The sequence below is a fragment of the Mesorhizobium sp. B2-4-12 genome, assembly GCF_006441575.1.
In the GTDB taxonomy this organism is placed as follows: domain Bacteria; phylum Pseudomonadota; class Alphaproteobacteria; order Rhizobiales; family Rhizobiaceae; genus Mesorhizobium.
On sequence record NZ_VFVC01000027.1, the window covers coordinates 52,960 to 74,685 of the forward strand.

22 protein-coding genes are annotated in these 21,726 nt (G+C 63.4%); 17 read left to right on the forward strand and 5 right to left on the reverse strand.

The features are described 5' to 3' along the window. Nucleotides 1-7: 7 nt before the first annotated feature. Entirely contained in the window at nt 8-2,197 is a 2,190-nt protein-coding gene (locus FJ934_RS17135) for an anthranilate synthase (protein WP_140610769.1), read from the forward strand. 5 nt (nt 2,198-2,202) lie between these two features. Then, nucleotides 2,203-3,150 (forward strand): cation diffusion facilitator family transporter, encoded by a 948-nt coding sequence (locus tag FJ934_RS17140; RefSeq protein WP_140610770.1) that lies wholly within the window; start codon nt 2,203-2,205, stop codon nt 3,148-3,150. Nucleotides 3,151-3,389: 239 nt separating this feature from the next. Here FJ934_RS17140 and FJ934_RS17145 read toward each other — a convergent pair whose 3' ends face one another. Further along, nucleotides 3,390-4,490, reverse strand: coding sequence for a hypothetical protein (locus tag FJ934_RS17145; protein ID WP_140610771.1), 1,101 nt, complete (start codon nt 4,488-4,490; stop codon nt 3,390-3,392). A gap of 100 nt (nt 4,491-4,590) precedes the next feature. Between FJ934_RS17145 and FJ934_RS17150 the strand changes: the two genes are divergently transcribed. From FJ934_RS17150 to FJ934_RS17175, 6 genes are all read left to right on the forward strand, one after another. After that, the gene (locus FJ934_RS17150; protein ID WP_140610772.1) at nt 4,591-5,028 is read left to right on the forward strand and encodes a DsrE family protein; all 438 of its coding nucleotides are present in this window, start codon (nt 4,591-4,593) and stop codon (nt 5,026-5,028) included. Nucleotides 5,029-5,089: 61 nt separating this feature from the next. Next, a complete protein-coding gene (locus FJ934_RS17155) occupies nt 5,090-5,872 on the forward strand; it encodes an SDR family oxidoreductase (protein ID WP_140610773.1) in 783 nt (260 codons plus the stop codon). Between the two features lie 64 nt (nt 5,873-5,936). Further along, nucleotides 5,937-6,245, forward strand: coding sequence for a putative quinol monooxygenase (locus tag FJ934_RS17160; RefSeq protein WP_140610774.1), 309 nt, complete (start codon nt 5,937-5,939; stop codon nt 6,243-6,245). 77 nt (nt 6,246-6,322) lie between these two features. Continuing rightward, nucleotides 6,323-6,568: a type II toxin-antitoxin system prevent-host-death family antitoxin gene (locus FJ934_RS17165; RefSeq protein WP_140610775.1), complete on the forward strand. Its 246-nt coding sequence runs from the start codon at nt 6,323-6,325 to the stop codon at nt 6,566-6,568. Next, nucleotides 6,565-6,951, forward strand: a complete 387-nt coding sequence (locus FJ934_RS17170) for a type II toxin-antitoxin system VapC family toxin (RefSeq protein WP_140610776.1) — start codon at nt 6,565-6,567, stop codon at nt 6,949-6,951. Before FJ934_RS17165 ends, FJ934_RS17170 begins: the two co-directional genes overlap by 4 nt. A 95-nt stretch (nt 6,952-7,046) precedes the next feature. Further along, nucleotides 7,047-8,150, forward strand: a complete 1,104-nt coding sequence (locus FJ934_RS17175; protein ID WP_140610777.1) for an AbrB family transcriptional regulator — start codon at nt 7,047-7,049, stop codon at nt 8,148-8,150. A gap of 23 nt (nt 8,151-8,173) precedes the next feature. Here FJ934_RS17175 and FJ934_RS17180 read toward each other — a convergent pair whose 3' ends face one another. Next, a complete protein-coding gene (locus FJ934_RS17180; RefSeq protein WP_140610791.1) occupies nt 8,174-8,950 on the reverse strand; it encodes an alpha/beta hydrolase-fold protein in 777 nt (258 codons plus the stop codon). Nucleotides 8,951-8,955: 5 nt separating this feature from the next. Then, complete coding sequence (locus tag FJ934_RS17185) at nt 8,956-10,122, reverse strand: ATP-grasp domain-containing protein (RefSeq protein WP_140610778.1); 1,167 nt, start codon at nt 10,120-10,122, stop codon at nt 8,956-8,958. 511 nt (nt 10,123-10,633) lie between these two features. Here FJ934_RS17185 and leuA point away from each other — a divergent pair. The 4 genes from leuA (at nt 10,634) to FJ934_RS17210 (ending at nt 16,166) form a co-directional block, all read left to right on the forward strand. Next, nucleotides 10,634-12,310, forward strand: a complete 1,677-nt coding sequence (gene leuA / locus FJ934_RS17195; protein ID WP_181165650.1) for a 2-isopropylmalate synthase — start codon at nt 10,634-10,636, stop codon at nt 12,308-12,310. A 239-nt stretch (nt 12,311-12,549) separates the two neighbouring features. Next, nucleotides 12,550-14,313, forward strand: coding sequence for a hypothetical protein (locus FJ934_RS17200; protein ID WP_140610780.1), 1,764 nt, complete (start codon nt 12,550-12,552; stop codon nt 14,311-14,313). Between the two features lie 322 nt (nt 14,314-14,635). Then, nucleotides 14,636-15,439 (forward strand): alpha/beta fold hydrolase, encoded by an 804-nt coding sequence (locus tag FJ934_RS17205; RefSeq protein WP_140610781.1) that lies wholly within the window; start codon nt 14,636-14,638, stop codon nt 15,437-15,439. Between the two features lie 112 nt (nt 15,440-15,551). Continuing rightward, complete coding sequence (locus FJ934_RS17210; protein WP_140610782.1) at nt 15,552-16,166, forward strand: hypothetical protein; 615 nt, start codon at nt 15,552-15,554, stop codon at nt 16,164-16,166. Here the strand turns inward: FJ934_RS17210 and FJ934_RS17215 are convergent. Then, on the reverse strand, nt 16,150-17,079 hold the full coding sequence (locus FJ934_RS17215) for a metallophosphoesterase (RefSeq protein WP_140610783.1): 930 nt from the start codon (nt 17,077-17,079) through the stop codon (nt 16,150-16,152). The two genes, FJ934_RS17210 and FJ934_RS17215, sit on opposite strands and share 17 nt — an antisense overlap. A 71-nt stretch (nt 17,080-17,150) precedes the next feature. On the opposite strand from FJ934_RS17215, the gene FJ934_RS17220 reads away from it, so the two are divergent. Then, on the forward strand, nt 17,151-17,645 hold the full coding sequence (locus FJ934_RS17220; protein WP_140610784.1) for an NUDIX domain-containing protein: 495 nt from the start codon (nt 17,151-17,153) through the stop codon (nt 17,643-17,645). 1 nt (nt 17,646) lies between these two features. Here FJ934_RS17220 and FJ934_RS17225 read toward each other — a convergent pair whose 3' ends face one another. After that, the gene (locus FJ934_RS17225) at nt 17,647-18,636 is read right to left on the reverse strand and encodes a glutathione S-transferase family protein (RefSeq protein ID WP_140610785.1); all 990 of its coding nucleotides are present in this window, start codon (nt 18,634-18,636) and stop codon (nt 17,647-17,649) included. A gap of 265 nt (nt 18,637-18,901) precedes the next feature. On the opposite strand from FJ934_RS17225, the gene FJ934_RS17230 reads away from it, so the two are divergent. From FJ934_RS17230 to FJ934_RS17245, 4 genes are all read left to right on the forward strand, one after another. Beyond that, entirely contained in the window at nt 18,902-19,438 is a 537-nt protein-coding gene (locus tag FJ934_RS17230) for an N-acetyltransferase (RefSeq protein WP_140610786.1), read from the forward strand. 155 nt (nt 19,439-19,593) lie between these two features. After that, nucleotides 19,594-20,355, forward strand: coding sequence for a 3-hydroxyacyl-CoA dehydrogenase (locus FJ934_RS17235; protein ID WP_140610787.1), 762 nt, complete (start codon nt 19,594-19,596; stop codon nt 20,353-20,355). A 27-nt stretch (nt 20,356-20,382) separates the two neighbouring features. After that, the gene (locus FJ934_RS17240) at nt 20,383-21,162 is read left to right on the forward strand and encodes a HugZ family protein (protein WP_140610788.1); all 780 of its coding nucleotides are present in this window, start codon (nt 20,383-20,385) and stop codon (nt 21,160-21,162) included. Between the two features lie 156 nt (nt 21,163-21,318). Continuing rightward, nucleotides 21,319-21,663 (forward strand): metalloregulator ArsR/SmtB family transcription factor, encoded by a 345-nt coding sequence (locus tag FJ934_RS17245; protein ID WP_140610792.1) that lies wholly within the window; start codon nt 21,319-21,321, stop codon nt 21,661-21,663. The last annotated feature ends 63 nt before the right edge of the window (nt 21,664-21,726 follow it).

Genomic DNA, 21,726 nt, shown 5'->3' on the forward strand with positions numbered 1-21,726 from the left:
GACGGCAATGACGATGCAGGTTCTGGAAAACGGCGCTGAACGCTTCGTAACCGCGGGTGGCGTCACCATTACCCGCGAACGCCACGACCGACCTTATGAAGGTGCGATCGACGCCTATGTCGACGGGCTGAATGCGCGCCGCGGCGCGGTGTTCTCCTCCAATTACGAATATCCCGGCCGCTACACGCGCTGGGACACCGCCATTATCGATCCGCCTTTGGTGATCTCCGCCCGCGGCCGCGCCATGCGCATCGAGGCGCTGAACAGCCGTGGCGAGGCGCTGCTGCCGGTCATCGGCAAGACGCTCGGCGCTCTCTCCGAGGTCACGATTGCCGAGACTTCGAAAAGGCTGATCCGCCTCGACGTTGCCAAGCCCGGCCGTGTCTTCACCGAGGAAGAGCGCAGCCGCGTTCCCTCCGTCTTCACCGTGCTGCGCGCCATCACCGCCTTGTTCAAGACCGCCGAGGACGCCAATCTCGGCCTCTACGGTGCCTTCGGCTACGACCTCGCCTTCCAGTTCGACCCGGTCGACCACACCCTCGTCCGCAAGGAAAGCCAGCGCGACCTGGTGCTGTTCCTGCCTGACGAGATCCTGGTCGTCGACCATTATTCGGCCAAGGCCTGGACCGACCGCTACGACTATTCGGGCGAAGGCTTTTCGACCGAAGGCCTGCCGCGCGATGCGGTGGCCGAGCCGTTCAAGACCGCCGACCGCATCCCGCCGCGTGGCGATCATGAGCCGGGCGAATACGCCAATCTGGTGCGCCGCGCGATGGAGAGCTTCAAGCGCGGCGACCTGTTCGAGGTGGTGCCCGGCCAGATGTTCTACGAGCGCTGTGAGACGCAGCCGTCCGAGATTTCGCGCAAGCTGAAGTCGATCAATCCCTCGCCCTATTCCTTCTTCATCAATCTGGGCGAAGGCGAATATCTGATCGGCGCCTCGCCGGAGATGTTCGTGCGCGTCAACGGCCGCCGCGTCGAGACCTGCCCGATCTCCGGCACTATCAAGCGCGGCGACGACGCCATCTCGGACTCCGAGCAGATCATCAAGCTGCTCAATTCCAAGAAGGACGAATCCGAGCTGACAATGTGCTCGGATGTCGACCGCAACGACAAGTCGCGCGTCTGCGACCCAGGCTCGGTGCGCGTCATCGGCCGCCGCCAGATCGAGATGTATTCGCGCCTGATCCACACCGTGGATCACATCGAAGGGCGCCTGCGCGAAGGCATGGACGCCTTTGACGCGTTTCTCTCGCACGCCTGGGCGGTCACCGTCACCGGCGCGCCGAAACTGTGGGCCATGCGCTTCATCGAGCAGAACGAGAAGAGCCCGCGCGCCTGGTATGGCGGTGCGATCGGCATGGTCAACTTCAACGGCGACATGAACACGGGGCTCACGCTGCGCACCATCCGCATCAAGGACGGCATCGCCGAGGTGCGTGCCGGCGCCACGCTGCTTTTCGACAGCATTCCCGAGGAAGAAGAAGCCGAAACCGAACTGAAGGCATCCGCCATGCTCTCCGCCATCCGCGACGCCAAATCGGGCAATTCGACCAGCACCGAGCGCACCACCGCGCGCGTCGGCGACGGCGTCAACATCCTGCTCGTCGACCACGAGGATAGCTTCGTCCACACGCTGGCCAACTACTTCCGCCAGACCGGCGCCAATGTCTCGACCGTGCGCTCGCCGGTGCCGGAGGAAGTGTTCGAGCGGCTGAAGCCCGACCTTGTCGTGCTGTCGCCCGGTCCCGGCACGCCGAAGGACTTCGATTGCGCCGCGACCATCAAGAAGGCGCGCGCCCGCGACCTGCCGATCTTCGGCGTCTGCCTTGGCCTGCAGGCGCTGGCCGAAGCCTATGGCGGGGAACTGCGGCAGCTGCATATTCCCATGCACGGCAAGCCGTCGCGCATCCGCGTCTCCAAGCCGGGCATCATCTTCTCCGGCCTGCCCAAGGAAGTCACCGTCGGCCGCTATCACTCGATCTTCGCCGATCCGGTGCGCCTGCCCGATGACTTCATGGTCACGGCCGAAACCGAGGATGGCGTTATCATGGCCTTCGAGCATCGCAAGGAGCCGATCGCCGCTGTGCAGTTCCACCCGGAATCGATCATGACGCTCGGCCACAATGCCGGCATGCGCATCATCGAGAACATCGTCGCCCACCTGCCGCGCAAAGCCAAGGAAAAGGCAGCCTGACCTCGATGGCCGAAGCCGAGAACTCGGTGGCGATCGCTGCCAGGGAGGCCGCGAAGCGCAAGGTCGCAAACCTTGCCTTCTGGTCGATCGTGGTCGCCTTTGTCGTGCTCGCGCTGAAAGCAGCCGCCTGGTACATCACCGGCTCCGTCGCGCTCTATTCCGACGCGCTGGAATCCATCGTCAACGTCATTGCTTCGGTCGCCGCCTTCTGGGCGATCCAGGTCAGCTACAAGCCGGCCGACCAGGACCATCCGTTCGGCCATCACAAGGCCGAATATTTCTCGGCCGTGCTGGAAGGCGTGCTGATCGTGCTGGCAGCGCTTCTGATCCTCAACGAAGTCTGGCGCTCCTGGCAGACGCCGACGCCGCTCGAACAGCCTTGGGAGGGTCTTGCCGTCAACGGCGTCGCCACTGTCATCAATGCCTTCTGGGCCTGGACGCTGATCCGTGCCGGCAGGACCGAGAAGTCACCGGCGCTGGTCGCCGACGGCAATCACATCATGACCGACGTGGTGACCTCGATCGGCGTCTTCGGCGGCCTGGTCGGGGCGATCCTGACCGGTTGGCGGATCCTCGATCCGGCGCTGGCCGTCATCGTCGCGCTCAACATCCTGTGGCAGGGCTGGCATGTCATCGGCTCGTCGATGAACGGCCTGATGGACCGCGCCGTCGACACGACGGAAAACATGCGCATCCGCGACATCATCTCGTCAAATTGCAAGGGCGCGCTGGAGGTGCATGATCTCAAGACCCGCATCGCCGGCCGCGCCACCTTCATCGAATTTCATCTGGTCGTCGACGCCGACATGTCGGTCGGCGCCAGCCATGTCATCTGCGACCGCATCGAGGATGCGCTGAAGGCCGAGATCCCCTCCGTGCGGGTGACCATCCATGTCGAGCCCGATGACGAGGCGAAGCTGCCCAAAGGCACGACGGCCGTGCCTTTCGCCTGAAGTGATTTCCCGTCACGACCTCGGAAATTAGCCGAGCCCTCCCGACTTCGTCATCCTTGGGCGAAGCAGGAGCGCAGCTCCGTCGCGCAGACCCAAGGATCCATGCCGCGACCTTAGCCGTGGAGTGCAGCTGAGCAAATTTTGCACTGTGGCGCCGCCGCCGAGTCACGGCATGGATCCTATGGTCTGCGCCGCGTCGCTTCGCTCCTTGCTTCGCCATAGGATGACGAAGCGCCAAATCACGGCGCGCAGGCCGATTGCGGCATTGCCTCCAGCCGGTAGACCTTGTCGTCCGATTTCGTCTTGCCGTCGGCGGCCTTCGAGCAAAGATCGACGACCGCCAGGCTGCTATTGGGATTGGCCAGCATCATCGTGCCGTTGGCGCCGCGCTTGAGGAAGATTTCCTTTTGCGCGATGTCGCAGGAGAAATTACTCATCTTCGAGCTCGCGGCACAACGCCACTGGTTGGCCTCGCCCTGGCAGGAATAGGTCTGTGTGACCTTGCCCGACTTCTCCCTTGTCGTGACAGAAACCGCGATGTCGGCGCCATCCGGCCAGTTGGCCGCGTCCCCGCCCGAAGCGAAGGATGCCAGTTCCACCGGCCCGCGAAACACCCGGATCGATTGCGTCAGCTGGTTGGGATGCGAGGCTAGGTGCGCCGCATCATAGTCGTGCCCGTAGCAGAAGGCCTGATCGGGCTTCAGCCGCTCGCGCAACGGCGACCCGAGCGCCGGATCGATCGGATCTATGCGCGCGAACTCGGCCTTGCAGGTCGCGGCCGGCATCGGGTCGAGGCGGAAATTGTCGTCCTCCGAGCCGAGCGCCTGCCTGGTATATTCCGCCGTGCCGAGTTCCTCCTCCGAATCGGCGTCGAGATAGATGTCGGGTTGCAGGTCCGAGAGCATCAGCCGGCCTTTGTCGTCGACCTTCAGCGACGCCAGCGTGCGGTCGCAGTCCATGCCGCAATGGATGGCGCCTGATTTGCCGTCCTCGGACTGGTGGTTGCACCAACCACCCGCCCATTGAGGCGCCTCGGCGCCGCGCACGGTGGTGGTGACGAAGCCATTGTAGGAGGTGTCGGAGTGCGCCGGTTCCTCGTTCGGACGGCTGACCGGATCGTGCCCGTAGTAGAAGAAGATCCGCGCCACCTTCTGCTTCGGGTGCGCCTTCAGGTGTGCCGCGTCATAGACATGGCCGAAGCAGGCATCCGCCCCGTTCGGGCTGAGTTCGGTGAGCTTGAGGGCATCATCGGCGCAAGCCGGACCGAAAAGCGCGCCAAGCAGCGCTGCGCTCAATCCGGCGGTGAAGACGGCCCTCCAATCCAGCCCCTTGAACGCCATGTGATCCCCCTCGCCTCGACAAGACGCTGCGTCATTTTATGCTAGTATCGCCGCGGGAGCCACGGATTTTGCGGTGGGCCGCCAAGCGGAGGAGGATGCCATGCGCCGGCGCGACATGTTCCGCGCGGTTCTTGCCGGAACCGGAACGTTCCTTGGCCTGCGCGTGGTGCGGGCGGCGGCGGCCGAGCCCACAAGGCTCAAGGTCGCCTATCACCTGAGCGACCTCGACAAGGTCAATTTCGTGCTCGGCAACATCAAGAACCACTATGAGGGCACGGGCGGCAAGGTCGACATCGTGCTGGTCGTGCATGGCCCAGCTCTTGCCGCCTTCAAGTCGAAAGGCATATCGGCCGCGGTCTCCGGCCGCTTCGCCGGTCTCGTGCAGCAGGGGCTGGAGCCGCAGACCTGCGCCAACACCATGCATGGCACGGATATTTCTCTGACCGACCTCCTCGAAGGCTTCCATGCCGCCGACAAGGGTGGCGTCGTCAAGCTCGCGGAATTGCAAAGCCAGGGCTATGCCTATCTCAGGCCATAGTGCACAGTCTTGACCATGGGCCGGGAACGACTGGTCCCGTTGAACCTCCGGAGGACCGGCATTGCCCGCCACGACCGCGCTCACCATCCCCGATCTCGCCGGCAAGACGGTGCTGGTCACCGGTGCCTCGACCGGCATAGGCGCGGCTTTGGTGCTGGCCTACGCCGCTCAGAAGTGCCGGGTAGCGCTGCATTACAATTCGAGCCATGAGGCGGCCGAAAAGCTGGCCAAGACAATCACCGGGAATGGCGGCGAGGTCTTCCTCGCCCAGGGCGATTTCTCCGTTGCCGCCGACGTCGAGCGCGTCGTCGAGGACAGCGCGCGGCACTTCGGGCGCCTTGACGGGCTGGTCAACAATGCCGGTGGCATGCTCGGCCGCGTGCCCTACGCCGAGCAGACCGAGGCGCATTACGATGCGGTCATGGACCTCAACGCGCGTTCGGTGCTGACCGCCTCGCGCAAGGCTATGCCATGGCTGAAGAAGCAAGGTGGCTTCATCATCAATACCTCGTCGATCGCAGCGCGCAATGGAGCGGGCGGCGGGGCCGGCCTCTACGGCTCGGCCAAGGCCTTCGTCTCCAATGTGACGCGCGGCATGGCCAAGGAGCTGATCGGCTTCGGCATCCGGGTCAACGCTGTGGCGCCGGGCACGATCCTCACACCCTTCCATGAGCGCTATTCGACCGGCGAGCAGATGAAGGGCATGGTGGCCACCATTCCGCAAGGACGCGCCGGCACCGCGGAGGACTGCGTCGGCGCCTATCTGTTCCTGTCGTCCGATCTCCTGAGCGGCTACATCACCGGCCAGGTGATCGAGGTGAATGGCGGCCAGTTGATGCCGTGACCGGCTATCAGCATACTGGCGACCCGCACTATTCTTGTCGGAGACTTCAAAGGGAGGCAACGGAATGTACGGACTGATCGGCAAGATGCGGGCGTCGCGCGGCAAGCGCGACGCGGTCATGGAGGTCCTGCGTGCCAGCACCGGCGCCCTGCCCGGCTGCCTGAGTTATATCATCGCCACCGATCCGGCCGATGCCGATGCGATCTGGGTCACCGAAGTGTGGACGGATCAGACAAGCCACAAGGCCTCGCTGCAACTGCCCGAGGTCCAGGCGGCCATAGCCAAGGCGCGCCCTTTCATCGCCGGCTTCGAGTTCCAGGTGGAGACCCACCCCGTCGGCGGCTTTGGGTTGGTCGACGGCAAGACGGGCTGATCTTGCCGGGAGGCTACTTGCAGTACCCACACAAAAGACTAAGTTCTGTGGACTAAGTCTGTTGGGAGCAAACTGTAATGCAGACCGTGAACATCCACAATGCAAAGACCAATCTGTCGCGTCTCGTTGACCAGGCCGCCAAAGGTGAGCCGTTTATTATCGCCAAGGCTGGCAAGCCACTGGTCAAAGTCGTGCCCATCGATCAGCCGGCTTCGGCGCAGATACGGCGGGTCGGTTTCATGGCCGGCCGGTTTTCTGTCCCCGACGATTTCGACCGCATGGGCAGCGAGCAGATCGAGCAACTGTTCGGCATCAAGACGTGAAGCTGCTGCTCGACACCCATTTGCTGTTGTGGGCGGCCAGCGAACCGGACCGACTGCCCCTTGCTGCCCTCGCAGAGATTGAAGACCCGTCGAACGAATTGCTGTTCAGCGCTGCCAGCCTGTGGGAAGTGGCGATCAAACGAGGGCTTGGGCGAGACGACTTCACTGTGGACCCGCGCTTACTGAGGCGAGGCCTTTTCGACAACGGCTATCATGAGGTGCCCGTCACCAGCGAGCACGCCGTTGCCGTCGATGGACTTCCGCCGATCCACAGAGACCCCTTCGATCGAATCCTTGTAGCTCAGGCTAATATAGAAGGCATTACCTTGTTGACGACGGACAATATTGTAGCCCGCTACCCGGGCCCTATTCGAAAGCTCTGACCCGGAGCCCCTAGGCAGCAAGGCTGAAGCGCGGAAACATACTCTTTTAGGTATACGGGGTTCGCATTTTTTGTGCCTCGGTCTAAGACCAGACGATGGATTCCTCGCCCGAGCAGCACATCCCGGACCAGCCCGCCATCGAGCGCATGGCGCGTTTGCGCAGGCCTTGGCAATGGCTGATCCTCCTCGTCATCTCGACCCTGCTCGCCGGCGCGCTCGAATTCGCCGCCTTGCCGGCGGCGCTGCTGATCGGGCCAATGCTGGCGGCCATCGTCGCCGGCACCAATGGTGCCACGGTGCGCGTGCCGCGCCTTTTGTTCGGCTCCGCCCAGGCAGTTGTCGGCTGCCTCGTCGCCGCCTCGATCTCGGCCGACATCTTTCCCGTCTTCTACGCCGAGTGGCCGCTGTTTCTCGGCGTGGTGATCGCCACGGTCGCGGCCTCCAGCCTGCTTGGCTGGCTGATCAGCCGTTGGCGCATTCTGCCCGGAACCACCGCCGTCTGGGGCTCCTCGCCGGGTGCCGCCACCGCCATGGTGCTGATGGCCGGGGCCTTCGGTGCCGACCAGCGGCTCGTCGCCTTCATGCAGTATCTGCGCGTCATCTTCGTGTCGATGACGGCGGCTATCGTCGCCAAGATGTGGGTCGACACGTCGGGCATCGAAATCCCGCCCGTCATCTGGTTTCCGCCGATCGATGGGCAGGCTTTCGCCGCCACTATCGGCATCGCGCTGGTCGGAGGACTGGCGGGGAAGCTCTGCCGGCTGCCCTCGCCCTTTTTCCTCGGCACCTTCATCTTCGGCGCCGTCATCCATCTTGGCCTTGGCGTCGGGATGCAGTTGCCGCCCTGGCTGCTGGCAATCAGCTACGCCATGGTCGGCTGGTCGATCGGGCTGAATTTCACCAGGCCGATCCTGCGCCACGCGACACGCGCGCTGCCGCAGATCATCGCCTCGATCGTGGCGCTGATCGCCTTTTGCGGCGGGCTCGCCTTCGTCATCAGCCGCGTGCTTGGCATCGACCCGCTGACGGCCTATCTCGCGACGAGCCCAGGCGGCATGGACAGCGTGGCCATCATCGCCGCCGCCGCGCAGCATGTCGACATCTCCTTCGTCATGGCGCTGCAGTCGGCGCGCTTCCTGATCGTGCTGCTCGTCGGCCCGAGCGTCGCGCGGCTGGTGGCCAGAAGCATCCGGGAATAGGTACCTTCGAGCCGGCCTGGAGTTCAATCCAGCCTGTGCATCAGATCCTCATCCAACCAGCGGCCGAAGAAATAGACCAGCTGCTTGTGCCACCACGGCCAGTCATGACTGACGTCGCCGCCCCAATAGTCGACCCAGGCGGGAATGGATTTGTGGCGCAGTATCTGTTCGAGCTGGCGCGTCTCCACCAGCATGCGCTCTTCCCAGGCGCCCTGCCCGCAGCAGAAGATCAGCCTGAGCGCCTTCAGCCGGGCCAGCAGCTTCGGGTCGACGATCCCGGGCAGGTAGTCGAGCGGCGAGTTGTAGAAGATGTCGCCCTCCAGCGCCTTGCCGAAGAAATCGCGGGCCGAATAGACGCCCGACAGCGCGATGACGCCGCTGGCCAGTTCCGGAAAGCGGAAGACGAAGTTCGAGGAATGATAGCCGCCCATCGAACAGCCTGAAAACAGTGGCTTCAGCTTGCGCCCACCATTGGCCTGCGCCGCCGTGGCGAGGAACTCCGGCAGTGCCTCCTCGCGCACATAGCGGAAATAGGCCTCATGGCGGCCGATGCGATGCGCCTTGTCGGCATGCCTGTCGAAGAAGGATTCCGAATCGATGCCGTCGACTGTAAACAGCTGGATGCGACCGGTGTCGATGAACTCGGCCAGCGCGCCCACCCCGCCGGAATCCTCGAACTGGTAGAACCGCCCCTGCGAGGTCGGAAACACCACCACCGGCCGGCCGGCATGGCCGTAGCGCTTGTATTCCATGTCGCGGCCGAGATTGCGGGCGAAAGCCTTGTGATAGGAGATGTCCATTGGCTTCAAGCCTTTTCCGCGTGGATGAAGGCGACCGCCTCGCGCAGCGCCACCTGATCCTTCGAGCGCATCTGGTAGGCGTAATTTCCCATGGCGCGGCTGAAAACCTCTTCTATCGGTTGATGATGGACGATCTTGTCCTTGTGGGCGGCTAGCACGTCCTCATGGCTGTGCAAATAGTGGAGGTGCCGCTTGCGGCTGGCATAGGCGGTGAAATACTTGCCCTCATAGGGCCCGCCGGCGGCGTCCTTGACCACCATGTCGGCCCATGCCGCATAGACATCGATATCGAACGTGTAGTTGATCGCATCGGTCATCCAGGCGCCGGGCGGCCGCATGTTGACCTCCAGCGCGATGATCCGATCATCCCGGGTCTCGAACAGCTCTATATGGAAAAAGCGCTCGCGCACATCGAACGCCTTCAGGATCTTGCGGCCGGCTTCCTCGACCACGGGCCTGATGTGGGGAAAGCAGGTGTAGCTCATGTGTCGGTCCTTGTTGACCACCTCCATGACGCTCTGGTCGTAGCGGTGGCTGGCCGCCAGCACCACTTCGCCATCGCGGTTGACCAGCCCGTCATAGGTCACCACCAGCCCCTCGATGAACTGCTCCATGACGAAGGTCACATCCTCGGGCTTGTCCCGGAAGAACTGGTCGAGCTCCCTGGCATTGGAGATCTTGAAGGTGTTCGAGGCGCCGGAGCCCGAATCCGGCTTTACCACCACGGGATAGCCGACGCGGCGGATGAAGGTCATGGCCCCCGCCCTGTCGGAGCATTTGCGCTGCGCGATGGTCTCGACGCCGCTTTTGCGGAAGAAGGCGCGCATGCGGCTCTTGCGCTTCAAATTCTTCACGAAATCGAGCTTGGTGCCATAGATGTTGAAGTCGGTGCGGATGTTGGCTTCCAGCTCCAGCCAATGCTCGTTGAGCGATTCGAACCGGTCGATGCGGCCCCATTTGTGGATGAAATGCCCCATCGCCCGGAACACCGGATCGTAGTCCTCCATGTCGGGGAGGCGATAATATTCCGAAAGCGCCGCTTTGAGCTTGCTGTCCAGCGCCTCGTAGGGCGCGTCGCCGATGCCGAGCACAGTGGCGCCGGCCTTCTTCAGCCGGTCGCAAAAATCGGCGCCGTTGGCGGGAAAATGCGGCGAGAAGAACACGAAATTCATGGACACCCCCCTCTCGACGGCAGAGCACCGCAGCCCCGCCGGCGCTCAAGTCTGGCGCATTTGCGGCGCGCGGGGAAGAGCATCCGCATTAGGAATAATATGCGACGGATGCCGGCCCGCTTGCCTCCCACAGACCGCTCCTGTATGAGAACCGCCATGAACACGCGCGCCACCACCGCTTCCCGTCAGACCGGCTTTGCCGGCGAGACCGTGCGCGCGCTGGCCTCGACGCTGCTTCTTCTCGGCCTTATCGGCGATCGCCGGGTTCGCTGAAGGAGCGCCCGGCGGTCGAACCGCCGCGCAAGCGCATGCTCCTTAGCCAGTCTCAAAATTGGCAGTCACATCAAGCGAACGAAAATCTGGTAAAGGCGCCACTCGCCATCAATCCGCCCAAGGCGGATCCGAGGGCCGCCGGGAGAACAAGACGATGAACGCACGAGAAGAGATCCGCTCCGATGCCGCGGTAGCCGGCAACGAGTCAGCCCGGGGCATGACCGAATCAGCCCGGGGCATGTCGGACGCGGCCCGCAAATACCAACCCTATCCGACCGTCGGCCTCACCGACCGGACCTGGCCTTCGAAGGTCATCGACAAGGCGCCTATCTGGTGTTCGGTCGACCTGCGCGACGGCAACCAGGCGCTGATCGACCCGATGGGTCATGAGCGCAAGGCGCGCATGTTCGCGCTGCTGCTCGACATGGGTTTCAAGGAGATCGAGATCGGTTTCCCCTCGGCTTCGCAGACCGATTTCGACTTCGCGCGCTGGTGCATCGAGGAAGGCAACGTCCCCCCCGACGTGTCGCTGCAGGTGCTGGTGCAGTGCCGGCCCGAGCTGATCACCCGTACTTTCGAAGCGCTCAAGGGCGCGACCAACCCGATCGTGCATTTCTACAATTCGACCAGCGAATTGCAGCGCCGCGTAGTCTTCGAGAAGGACGTCGGCGGCATCAAGCGCATCGCCACCGATGCGGCCAAGATGATCACCGACATGGCGGCCAAGGCCGGCGGCGGCTATCGCTTCGAATATTCGCCGGAGAGCTTCACCGGCACCGAACTCGAAGTCGCGCTGGAGATCTGCAACGCTGTCACCGAGATCGTCAGGCCGACACCAGACAACAAGCTGATCGTCAACCTGCCGTCGACGGTCGAGATGTCGACGCCCAATGTCTATGCCGACCGCATCGAATGGATGTGCCGCAATCTCGACAACCGCGAAAACCTGATCATCTCGCTGCATCCGCACAATGATCGCGGCACCGGCATCGCCACCACCGAACTCGGCCTGATGGCCGGCGCCGACCGCGTCGAAGGCACGCTGTTCGGCAATGGCGAGCGCACCGGCAATGTCGACATCGTCACGCTGGCGCTCAACATGTACACGCAAGGCGTCGATCCGGGCATCGACTGTTCCGACATCAACCGGATGAAGGACGTCTATGAATATTCGAACCAGCTGAAGATCCCCGAGCGCCATCCCTACGTCGGCGAACTCGTCTACACGGCGTTTTCCGGCTCGCACCAGGACGCCATCAACAAGGGCATGAAGGCCCTAAAGAAGGCCAACACCAGCCTGTGGGAAGTGCCTTACCTGCCGATCGACCCGGCCGATGTCGGCCGCAGCTACGAGGCCATCATTCGCATCAACTCGCAGTCCGGCAAGGGCGGCATCGCCTATGTGCTGCAGGCCGATTACGGCCTCAACCTGCCGCGCAACCTGCAGATCGAGTTCAGCCAGGCGGTCCAGGCGATCACCGATGCCGAGGGCAAGGAGGTTCCGGCCAAGCGCATTTATGAGCGCTTCCTCGAGACCTATGTCGACCAGCCGGGCGCGCGCCTGAAATTCCTCGACCACCACACCTATCCCGACACCGAGGTGAAGGGCCGGCGGGTGATCGAGGCGGTCATCCTCGACAACGGCAAGGAGGTGACCATCACCGGCACCGGCACCGGCCCGATCGATGGCTTCGTCGACGCGCTGTCGCGCCATGTCGGCGTCGAAATGTCGGTGCTCGACTATTCCGAACACTCGATGCAGCGCGGCTCCAATGCCTCGGCCATCTCCTATGTCGAGATGGAATATCCCGGGGGCAAATTGTTCGGCGCAGGCATCAACACCAACATTGTCGCAGCCTCGCTGGAAGCGGTGATGTCGGCCGCCAACCGTATCGTGAGCCGCAAGGCAGGATAGCGTCCGCCAATGAGCGGCGCGAGAAGCCGAACCCGGCCTCTCGCCGCTGTTTTCCAAGCCCAAACAAGGCTTTGGCTGCCCCTTGGTTGTTGTTCTGGAGCCAGCAGCGGCCCCGGCCATTAACCACCGGAAAATTATCCGGTTAGGTACGCGATCGCATAATGGGTGCATACTTGTGCGGCGATGCGGGCACTATATGATCGTGCCTTAACCTGTGCCGACTTCGAAAGGATCGACACTTGCAGCATGCCACGCCTGCCGCCCCCGCAGTGCGCGAGACATTAGAGCGACTGCTTGCCAGCGAAACGTTCGGAAGGTCCGAGCGTGCGCGCAAACTGCTCCGTTATCTTGTCGAACGCGAACAGGCCGGCGAGGCCGATAGGCTCAAGGGCTTTTCCATTGCCATGGATGTCTTCGGCAAGGATGGCGATTTCGATCCGTCGACCGACGCCGTCGTGCGGGTGCAGGCTGGCAGGCTGCGCGAGTTGCTGCAGCAGTATTTCGCCAATGAGGGCATCGCCGAGCCCGTCCGCATCGCCATCCCGCGCGGCGGCTACGTCCCCGCTTATGAGCTCAACGCGATCCGTCTGCCGGAAACGGCGAAACCCGCCGGGCGGCCGGACGCGGCAACGGCACCGGCCGAGCGCTCCGGCGCTGCCGACGACGCCATTGCGGCCGCTGCATTGCTGGCACCGGCGCCCTCGGTGGCGCGCCACCTCAGGTTCTTCTGGATGGCGATCGCCCTGGTCATCGCCATGCTCGGTGTTCTGATCCTGCGTCAGGGCAGCGGGGCCCTGCTGGCAGGCGGCGAGATCCCCGCTACGTTCGAGGCCACCGGCCTGACCAGCAGCATCGCGCCGTCCTCCACGCGTGAGGCCTTGCCGCTCGTCTACATCGCCGTCAAGGCCGATGGCCCTGACGCCAGCCGTGTCGCCGCTTCGCTGCGCGCCGGCCTGAGCGGCTTCGACACGATCGACTTCATCGGTCGCGACACCGTCGACGAGACTGATCCGGTCGCCAGCGCGACGAGCTTCATCTTCGACGTCCTGCCTGGACCGGACGCGGGCGATATCACCATCGAACTGCAGAGCGTGGCGACCGGACGGGTGCTTATGTCGCGCAACCTGGCGGCCACCGACAGCGCGCCATCCGCCATCGAGGACCGTATCGCCGGCATCCTGAGTTCGGCGCTGCCTGCGTCTGGCACGATCTACAGCTATATCGAGCAGAGCGGCATTCAGACCGCGCTGACGCAATGCCTGTTGCTCAACGACAAATATTACCTCGACCAGAACGCCAAGACCCACGAGGCTGCCTATCGCTGCCTCGAAACCCTTGCCGATAATGGCGCCAAATCACCGCTGGTCTATTCGGAGCTGGCCTCGCTGCACCTGGAAGCAGTGAACGACCACTACGCCTATCCGCCGGATGCGACTGTCGAGAAGGCGATGACATTCGCTCATCGCGCCGTGCAGATGGGACCGACCAGCCCCTATGCGCATCGCTCCTACGGCTACATCAATTCGCGTCTTGGCAATGCCGACGAAGCGCTGCGCTGGACGCGCAAGGCCTATGACCTCAACCCCTACGATCTCGCCATGGCCGCCGCATATGGCTACGGGCTGATTTTCGCCGGGCGATACGCCGAGGGCACGCCGATCCTGGCCCATGCGGTCGATGCCTCAAGCGGTCATCCGACATGGTGGGATTTCGGACTTTTCGCCGGCGAACTCATGCTTGGCGACACGAACAAGGCCGCGATCGCCAGCTCCTCGCTGAGAACAACCGCAACGAAATCACATTATCTCGCCGCCCGGCTGATCGGCGCCAGCATCACCGGTCAGGACAAGCTGGCGCACAAGCTGCTCGATGAGCTGACCGTCAAATTCCCGAAATTCGCCGCCAATCCACGCGCGACCTTCATCGACCGAAAATACCCGGCCGATCTGATCGAACGGCTGGTTGGCGCCTTGCGCGCGGCCGGGCTCGGCAACGCGAGCTAGAGCAATTCCAGGAAAAGTGCGTAGCGGTTTTCCGTCCGGGATTGCGTAAGAACAAAGAGTAGAGCGGGTCAACGATTCTATCAAACGCTGAACCGCTCTAGCGTCGCGTCGAGGGGCCGACGGGTGGGACAGCGACATGCGGGGACAAGAACTTAAGCCGCGCCGCATATACTTGCCCAGGCGCAACAGGCTCTAGCAAAAAAGCCGGCTTACTGTCGGCAGCTCCCGCCAATCGCGAAAATTTTACTGGCCATCGCGCTGGACAAGGAGCAATCCAGCTGCATTCCCAACGCGCAGTCCCGCAATAAAGCTTTCAGATTTCATGGTCGCATCGCTTCATGCCGCCGAACAGGGTGTTGGCTCGAAGGCCATCGTCCTGCTGCATGGTTTCGGCGGCTGCCACGATGTCTGGCGCGAGGTGATCTCGTTGCTTGCGCCTCCCGCGCGCACGCTTGCCTATGATTTGCCGGGCCACGGGCTCTCGCTCGATTTCCCGGGTGCCGGCCCGGCCAGAGTGGCGGCAAGGGCCATTCTCGCCGATCTGTCCGCACGGGCACTGAAGCGCGTTCATCTGGTCGGCCACTCGATGGGCGGCGCGGTGGCGGCGCTGATGGCGCTGGCAGAGCCTGAAAGAGTCGCCTCGCTGACACTTCTGGCGCCCGGCGGCTTCGGCCCCGAGATCAACGGCCCGCTGTTGCGCCGCTTTGCCGCCGCAAAGGACCTGTCCGAGATCCGGGCGTGCCTCGCCGCCATGTCGGGTCCACTGACCCGGCCATTCGATCACACCATCGACGTCCTCCGCGACATGCGCGGGCGACCCGGCCAGTTGCGGAAACTCGTCGAGATCGCTGCCGCCATGACCAGGGACGACCGGCAGGGTGTCATCCCGCGCGACCAGTTGGACAGGCTGACCATGCCGGTCATGGTGGCGTGGGGAAGTGACGACGCGGTGCTGCCCATTGCCCAGTCGGATGACCTGCCGGCGCACTTTCATGTGCATCACGTGCTGGAGGCCGGCCATATGCTGATCGAGGAAGCGCCTGATCTGGTTGCAAGCATCATTCGGCGCAATACGAGCCGCCGCGCCAGGCCGCCGCGCCCGAAACTCATCGCCGCGACCGGCTGACTTTTTCGCATCCGGCATCCGCTGGGCGCCCCCGATCCCTGTGATCTCGCCAGTGCATTTTGCCGGCGTCTGTGTTAACTCGCTCTTAACCAAACCCGCGAGGCAGACGCCGATGAAGGACGCAGGCGAAAAGATCGATCCGTCAGGGAAACTCTCCGATGCCATCCGTGATGTGAAGAATGCCTTCGCCGATCGCGACGATGTCGTCGTCGACATGCGCGAGGCGCATCGCATGCGCCTCGATCTGCTGGCCGCCGAACTCGCGCCCGTCTTCGCCGATGTTCCGGCCGACATGGACAATTTCGACTTCGTCGTTTCCTCCGGACTGCAGCCGCGCCTGTGGATCGACGCCGTCAGCCATGTCGCCATGGGGCGCGACCGCCGAACCTACCGCTTCCTCAAGGACACCCGGATCGGCCGCGTGGTGCTGGCTGAATCGACCGAGATGAAGCCGGTTGCCGATTCCGTCACACGCTACGTCGCCGAGCGCATCGTCGAACGCCAGAGGATGATGGAAGGCGGGGTCGAACCGGCCGTGGCCGGCATCAGGCGGGCCGAGGTGGCGGAAGCCGAGCCGCCGCTGCGATCGCCGCAGCACGGCAAGGGCTGGTCGGCCTTCCTGTCTGGCGTTGGCCTGATCGCCGCCGGCGCCCTGGTCGGCCTGGCTGTGTCGATCGCCCTGTTCTGGGACCGCCTCGTGGCGATGGGGCTCAGCCTGCGGCGGTAGCCGCCGCAGCCTCGACGCCAATCTCCAGCGTCTGCAGGTCGGCGGGCGGTATTGCGGGTCCGGTCAGCCCGCGCCGCGTCAGGCGGATGCGCCAATCGCCTTTTTCGCCATCGATATCGAACAGATTGTATTGCGCTGCCGGATCCTTGCCGCCCGGCGCCTGGCCGGCCGCGGCGACACCGACCACCGGAACCTTGGCACTGCGGGTCCCGATCTGGAACAGCGACGGCAGATGCGAATGGCCGTGCAGGACGAGTTCGGCGCCCTGCCGGCGGATGATCTTGTGGAAGCGCGCGATGCCGAACAGCCGCTTGTGCTGGGAGACGGCGCCGCGCACCGGCGGATGGTGGATCATAATGGCGCGAAACAGGCCTTGCCCGCCGGTGTCGCGAAGGATCTTGCCGAGCCGCTCCGCCTGCCGTTCCATGAAGAAGCCGTTGGCCATGAAGGGGGCCGTGGCGCGCGCCGTCGAGACCCCGATCAGCGCGACATTGTCCCGCACGCGCAGATAAGGGAATGCATTGCGATCGACCGGTGTGTTGACGCCGTCGCCGCTCATCCAGGCGGCCCACGACCGGCAGATCTTGTCGAAGGCGCCGGGCACGTAGGCATCGTGGTTTCCTGGAACCACCGAAACGTCGTGCGGCGGTCCCAGCGTCTCCAGCCAATGCTTGGCCATCTCGATCTCGCCATCGAGCGCCAGATTGACGAGGTCGCCGGTGACGGCGAGATGGTCCGGATTTTGCGCCTTGATGTCGGCGACGATGCTGTCGATGACGGCATCATGCATATGGCGGCGGCGATTGCGTTGCCAGTTGACGTAGCCCAGCACGCGCTTGGAGGCGAGATCGCGATAGGATACATCGGGGAGCGGCCCCAGATGGACATCGGAAATATGCGCGAGCCTGAACATGCATCCTTCATAGGCGACCGGCGCCCCCCTTTCCACAAAAGCTTGTCTTTCCACCCACGGTTTCGCACCTGATGACGGACCCGGAAGACGCCTTCCGCCAGACAGGTTGGGCGGGGTTCAGGGCAAGGCTGTTCCATCTCTATTTTGTGCTGCGGAGGCCGATGACGCTCGGTGTGCGCGGTCTCGTTTTCGACACCGCCTCCAACTCCGTCTTTCTCATCCGCCACACCTATGTGCCCGGCTGGCAGCTTCCCGGCGGCGGCGTCGAGGTCGGCGAGACGATGGCCGAGGCACTGGCCCGCGAACTGGCCGAGGAAGGCAACATCGCGCTGACCACGCCGCCGGTTTTCAAATCGATGCATTTCAACCGCCGCGCCAGCCGCCGCGACCATGTCGGCTTTTATCTGATCGAGCAGTTCAGCCAAACGACGCCGAAGCTGCCTGATCATGAAATCGCCGAGGCTGGCTTTTTCCCACTCGACCGCCTGCCGCAAGACACGACGCCGGCGACTTTGCGGCGGATCGCAGAGGTTTTTGGAGGTGAAGTCGTATCGGTCTACTGGTAAATCAGGACGCTTCGTTAAACCGCGCCCGGTCATGCGGCGCACCATAGTCCAGTTCCGGCCCCAGCGGCACGATCCGCGTCGGGTTTATCGTTTCGTGGCTACCATAATAATGCGCCTTGATGTGATGTAGGTTCACCGTGTCGGCGACACCGGGCACCTGATAGAGGTCGCGCAGATAGTTCGACAGGTTTGGATAGTCGGCGATGCGGCGCAAATTGCACTTGAAATGGCCGACATAGACCGGGTCGAAACGCACCAGCGTGGTGAACAGCCGCCAGTCGGCCTCGGTGATGCGGCCGCCGACGAGACAGCGTTGCGTCGATAGCCGATCCTCCAGCGTGTCGAGCGCCGCGAACAGCTCGCCGAGCGCTTCCTCATAGGCGTCTTGCGTGGTGGCGAAGCCGGCGCGGTAGACACCGTTGTTGACGGCGGGATAGACCAGCGCGTTGATCGCGCCGATCTCGCCGCGAAGCGCCTGCGGATAGAAATCGAGGCTGGCATCGCCCCACTCATCGAAGACTGAATTCAGCATCCGGATGATTTCGGAGGATTCGTTGGAGACGATGGTCTCATCCTTTTTGTCCCACAGCACCGGCACCGTCACCCGCCCCGAATAGATGGGATCAGCCTTGGTGTAGATCTGGTGCAGGAAATCGAGGCCGTAGAGCGTGTCGCCGGTCGCGCCGTCCTCGGCCAAGAATGTCCAGCCATTGGCGCCCATGAAATGATGCACGACCGACATCGATATGATGCTGTCGAGTCTCTTCAGTGCGCGGAAGATCAGCGTCCGGTGCGCCCAAGGGCAAGCGAGCGAAACATAGAGGTGATAGCGGCCGGGCTCCGCCTTGAAACCGCGGCTGCGGCCTCCGGCGGGCTTGCCGTCGCGGGTGATCCAGTCGCGCCATTGCGATTGCGTCCGCACGAACTTGCCGCCGCTGCTCTTGGTGTCGTACCAGCGGTCCTGCCATTTGCCTTCGACCAGCAATCCCATGGGGTGTCCTTTCGCCTTTCGCCTCATGTAGAGCGTGACAGGCCCAGGTGGAAATCATCCAGGCTGAACAGATCGTCAATCGATAGGGCCACGCAAAGGGTCGATTGCGGCGGCCGGAAATTGATGCTAGCGGACACTCCGCATGTTCGACTTTGCTTTGATCCGGTTCGACCGACGACGAAAGGGCGCCCGCGCTTGATGAAGCGCTGACTGGCGAATGCTGCCGTTTGCAGCAATCTTTCCTCCTGACCGGATCGCAAAGACCATGAGCCTTGCCGACGTTAAATACCTGCCAGAAACTCCGGCGCACGACCCTGAAATTGAAGACATCAATGACGAGGCCTTCGGGCCTGGCCGTTTCGTGCTGGCCGCCTACAAGATCCGCGAGGCCGGCGGCCACGAGCGCGCGCTGTCCTTTGTCGCCGTCGATGGCGATCTTGTCGTCGCTTCGGTGCGCATGACCCGCATCGCGGCCGGTGCCGGCCGCGCCCTGATGCTCGGACCGCTCGCGGTGCGGCCTGCCTTCAAGAATCTCGGCATTGGCCGCCGCCTCGTGGCGATCGCGCTGGAAGCCGCCGCCAAAGTCGGCGCCCCGGCCGTCATGCTGGTCGGCGACGAGCCCTATTACGGGCCGCTCGGCTTCAAGCGCATTCCGCGCGGCCAGATTTCGATGCCCCGTCCTGTCGATCTCGACCGCCTGCTGTCACACGAGATCACGCCGGGCGCGGTTGCCAGGCTCACGGGCGAGGTCTGTCATGCCAGTCAGGCCAGGGTCGCCGAGCATATGTCGGCAGTGGCTTGACCTTGCCCGTTGATCCGCGCCTGATCCATCCCTGTTCTCTTAGAGCAATTCCAGGAAAAATGTGAAACGGTTTTCCGACCGGAATTGCGGCAACAAAAATCGAGCGGTTCGGCGCTTCCGTGAAACGATGAACCGCCCTTGGAAAGGATGACGCCATGAACCCGAACGGCCAGATCGCGATCGTGACCGGCGGCGGCTCCGGCCTTGGCGAAGCCACGGCGCGTGCGCTTGCCGCCAAGGGTGCCCGCGTCGCCATTTTCGATGTCGGCATCGACCGCGCCGCAAAAGTGGCGGCCGAGATCGGCGGTATTGCCGTCCAATGCGACGTCAGCAGCGCCGACAGTGGCGCCGCCGCCCTCGCCGAGGTGACCGGCAAGCTTGGCGAGCCGCGCATCCTGGTCAACTGCGCCGGCATCGCCATTGGGGTGAAGACGATCGGCAAGGATGGGCCTCATCCGCTCGACCAGTACCGCAAGGTGATCGAGGTCAATCTGATCGGCACCTTCAACATGATCCGCCTTGTCGCCGACCGCGCCGCCAGGCTCGAGCCGCTGCAAGGCGGCGAGCGCGGCGTCATCGTCAACACCGCCTCGGTCGCCGCCTATGACGGCCAGATCGGCCAGGCGGCCTATTCCGCCTCCAAGGGCGGCGTGGTCGGCATGACGCTGCCAGTCGCACGCGACCTTGCCCGTTCGGGCATTCGGGTCTGCACCATCGCACCAGGCATCTTCAAGACACCGATGATGGCCGGCATGCCGCAGGACGTGCAGGATTCGCTCGGTGCCGCCGTACCCTTCCCGCCCCGCCTCGGCGAACCATCCGAATATGCCGCCCTTGCCCTGCACATCATCGAGAACCAGATGCTCAACGGCGAGACCATCCGCCTCGATGGCGCCATCCGCATGGCGCCGAAGTAATCTGATAAGTGGTAGCAGGGGGAGGACGTGGACGACAAAAAGAAGGACGTGATCCGCGAGACCGACGCCGAGGCGATCCGGTTGGCGAAGACACTTCTGCGCACTGCCCGCTTCGGCGCATTGGCCGTGCTGGAGCCGCAAACCGGATCGCCGCTGGCGAGCCGGGTCGGCGTGGCCACCGACATTGACGGCGCGCCGCTGATCCTGGTGTCGATGCTGTCGGCGCATACGCCTGCTTTGCTTGCCGATCCGCGCTGTTCCCTGCTGCTCGGCGAGCCTGGCAAGGGCGACCCGCTGGCACATCCGCGCCTGGCGCTAATCTGCCAGGCGTCACGGCTCGAGCGTGGGTCGGACGCGCACGCTCGAGCCGAGCGCCGCTATCTCAACCGCAATCCCAAGGCGAGGCTCTATGCCGGACTTGGCGACTTCTCTATCTTTCGCCTTGAGCCGCAACGCGCCAGCCTCAACGGCGGCTTCGGCAAGGCCTATCTGCTCGATCGGCCCGATCTTGTCACCGGCGGATCGATCGTCGAAGAGCTTGCGGCGAGTGAACAATCCGCCGTCGAGCACATGAATGCCGATCATCTCGACGCGGTCGCCGTTTATGCACATCATTTTGCCGGGGCAACCGGTGACGGCTGGACCATCGCCGGTTTGGACGCCGATGGCATGGATCTGGTGTCCGGGGACAATGTTTGCCGGGTATTCTTCCCGCAACCTTTGGCGGCGGCACGGGAATTGCGGCCCGTTCTGGTCGATATGGCCAGGAGCGGCAGGGCGGCAGCACGGCCACAGAGCGAGATTTAAATTGCATTTGATCGAAAGCAACGCTTGAGATTTGAAAGAAATGTTCTAGGCTTTAGCTATGGCGCTGACTCGTCGGCGGCCTTTCGCGAGTGAATTTATGGATTCAGGCACCATTGCCCCCATGGTGCCTCGATGAGCAAACAGCATGGGGCATTCATGGTCTCGACAAAGCTAATCGCCAACGCCGAATCGGCGGCCGAATTTCTTATGCTGATGGGCAACGAAAAACGGCTGTTGATCATGAGCTATCTGATCGACGGTGAGATGTCGGTCGGCGCTATCGCCGAAAAGGTGATGCTCAGCCAATCCGCGCTCTCGCAGCATCTGGCCAAGTTGCGGGCTCTCGACCTCGTGGACACCCGCCGCGACCGTCAGATGATCTACTATTCCTGCAAATCCGATGCGGTGCGCGAACTGCTTGTCATGCTGGACGGTATTTTCGGCAGCGGCAAGGAGGACTTGTCCCAGATGGCGCAGAGATTGCGCCGCGCCGGCACTTGACCGGACGCTGCCGCGGCCTTTTACCTCGCTGACGATTTCCGGAGCGCGGTTTGTTAGAAATTA